A 3061-nucleotide genomic window follows, 5' to 3' on the forward strand; every position below is an offset into this window, starting at 1 on the left:
CTTTGATCCGGAGATTTCTGAATGGGGAAACCCACCTCGCAAGAGGTATCGCATACTGAATACATAGGTATGCGAGGCGAACCGGGTGAACTGAAACATCTCAGTAGCTCGAGGAAAAGACATCAACCGAGATTCCGAAAGTAGTGGCGAGCGAAATCGGAAGAGCCTTCTAGTGATAGCACGACTGTTAGCAAAACGGAATGGAAAGTCCGGCCATAGCAGGTGATAGCCCTGTATGCGAAAACAGACGTGTGGTACTAAGCTAGAGAAAAGTAGGGCGGGACACGAGAAATCCTGTCTGAATATGGGGGGACCATCCTCCAAGGCTAAATACTCGTAATCGACCGATAGTGAACCAGTACCGTGAGGGAAAGGCGAAAAGAACCCCGGGAGGGGAGTGAAATAGATCCTGAAACCGCATGCTTACAAAAAGTAGGAGCCCGCAAGGGTGACTGCGTACCTTTTGTATAATGGGTCAGCGACTTACATTCAGTGGCAAGGTTAACCGAATAGGGAAGCCGTAGAGAAATCGAGTCCGAATAGGGCGAATCAGTCGCTGGGTGTAGACCCGAAACCAAGTGATCTATCCATGGCCAGGATGAAGGTGCCGTAACAGGTACTGGAGGTCCGAACCGACTAGTGTTGCAAAACTAGCGGATGAGCTGTGGATAGGGGTGAAAGGCTAAACAAACTTGGAAATAGCTGGTTCTCTCCGAAAACTATTTAGGTAGTGCCTCAAGTATTACCGTCGGGGGTAGAGCACTGTTTAGGCTAGGGGGTCATGGCGACTTACCAAACCTATGCAAACTCCGAATACCGACGAGTACAGCTTGGGAGACAGAGCACCGGGTGCTAACGTCCGGACTCAAGAGGGAAACAACCCAGACCGCCAGCTAAGGTCCCTAAAATTGGCTAAGTGGGAAACGAAGTGGGAAGGCTAAAACAGTCAGGATGTTGGCTTAGAAGCAGCCATCATTTAAAGAAAGCGTAATAGCTCACTGATCGAGTCGTCCTGCGCGGAAGATGTAACGGGGCTAAGCCAGTTACCGAAGCTGCGGATTTGCAATTTATTGCAAGTGGTAGGAGAGCGTTCTGTAGGCCTGTGAAGGTGTCTGGTAACGGATGCTGGAGGTATCAGAAGTGCGAATGCTGACATGAGTAGCGTTAAAGGGGGTGAAAAGCCCCCTCGCCGTAAGCGCAAGGTTTTCTACGCAACGTTCATCGGCGTAGAGTGAGTCGGCCCCTAAGGCGAGGCAGAGATGCGTAGCTGATGGGAAACAGGTCAATATTCCTGTACCGATCAATAGTGCGATGTGGGGACGGAGAAGGTTAGCTCAGCCAACTGTTGGATATGTTGGTTCAAGCCTGTAGTCGTGCCTGGTAGGCAAATCCGCCGGGCTTAGATGAGGGGTGATAACGAGTCTGCTTGCAGACGAAGTGAGTGATACCCTGCTTCCAGGAAAAGCCACTAAGCTTCAGCTATTGACGACCGTACCGCAAACCGACACTGGTGCGCGAGATGAGTATTCTAAGGCGCTTGAGAGAACTCAGGAGAAGGAACTCGGCAAATTGATACCGTAACTTCGGGAGAAGGTATGCCCCAAGTAGGTGAACCTGTACAAGGCGAGCCCAACGGGGTTGCAAAAAATCGGTGGCTGCGACTGTTTAATAAAAACACAGCACTCTGCAAACACGAAAGTGGACGTATAGGGTGTGACGCCTGCCCGGTGCTGGAAGATTAAATGATGGGGTGCAAGCTCTTGATTGAAGTCCCAGTAAACGGCGGCCGTAACTATAACGGTCCTAAGGTAGCGAAATTCCTTGTCGGGTAAGTTCCGACCTGCACGAATGGCGTAACGATGGCCACACTGTCTCCTCCTGAGACTCAGCGAAGTTGAAATGTTTGTGATGATGCAATCTCCCCGCGGAAAGACGGAAAGACCCCATGAACCTTTACTGTAGCTTTGTATTGGACTTTGAACAGATCTGTGTAGGATAGGTGGGAGGCTTTGAAGTGATGTCGCTAGATGTCATGGAGCCAACGTTGAAATACCACCCTGGTGTGTTTGAGGTTCTAACCTAGGTCCATTATCTGGATCGGGGACAGTGCATGGTAGGCAGTTTGACTGGGGCGGTCTCCTCCCAAAGCGTAACGGAGGAGTTCGAAGGTACGCTAGTTACGGTCGGACATCGTGACGATAGTGCAATGGCATAAGCGTGCTTAACTGCGAGACTGACAAGTCGAGCAGATGCGAAAGCAGGACATAGTGATCCGGTGGTTCTGTATGGAAGGGCCATCGCTCAACGGATAAAAGGTACTCTGGGGATAACAGGCTGATACCGCCCAAGAGTTCATATCGACGGCGGTGTTTGGCACCTCGATGTCGGCTCATCTCATCCTGGGGCTGTAGCCGGTCCCAAGGGTATGGCTGTTCGCCATTTAAAGAGGTACGTGAGCTGGGTTTAAAACGTCGTGAGACAGTTTGGTCCCTATCTTCCGTGGGCGCTGCAGATTTGAGGAAGCCTGCTCCTAGTACGAGAGGACCGGAGTGGACACACCTCTGGTGTATCGGTTGTCACGCCAGTGGCATTGCCGAGTAGCTAAGTGTGGAAGAGATAACCGCTGAAAGCATCTAAGCGGGAAACTCGTTTCAAGATGAGATCTGCCGGGGCCTTGAGCCCCCTAAAGAGTCGTTCAAGACCAGGACGTTGATAGGTCAGGTGTGGAAGCGCAGTAATGCGTTAAGCTAACTGATACTAATTGCTCGTGCGGCTTGACCCTATAACTTTGATAGCCAATATGCAAACCGCAAGGAATGTGTGAAAAGCTCAAAGATTGTTATGCCAAGTTGACGCAGTCAAAAGACACAAAAATCTGATTCCAAACTCTATGAATTCGCCAGGCTGTTCCTCGAACAGCCCAGCACCCAGTTATGCCTGATGACCATAGCAAGTTGGTACCACTCCTTCCCATCCCGAACAGGACAGTGAAACGACTTTGCGCCGATGATAGTGCGGGTTCCCGTGTGAAAGTAGGTCATCGTCAGGCTCTTACAGCCCA

At 50.8% G+C, this 3061-nt stretch carries 2 rRNA genes (1 of these 2 only partly in view); both read left to right on the top strand.

Annotated features, from left to right (window positions below):
* Positions 1-2782 (top strand): 23S ribosomal RNA (locus NFX52_RS29190); it begins 97 nt to the left of the window's first position.
* Positions 2783-2936: 154 nt separating this feature from the next.
* Positions 2937-3049, top strand: a 5S ribosomal RNA gene (gene rrf, locus NFX52_RS29195).
* Positions 3050-3061: the final 12 nt, after the last annotated feature.

It is taken from the genome of Acidovorax facilis (assembly GCF_023913775.1).
Classification (GTDB): domain Bacteria; phylum Pseudomonadota; class Gammaproteobacteria; order Burkholderiales; family Burkholderiaceae_C; genus Acidovorax; species Acidovorax facilis.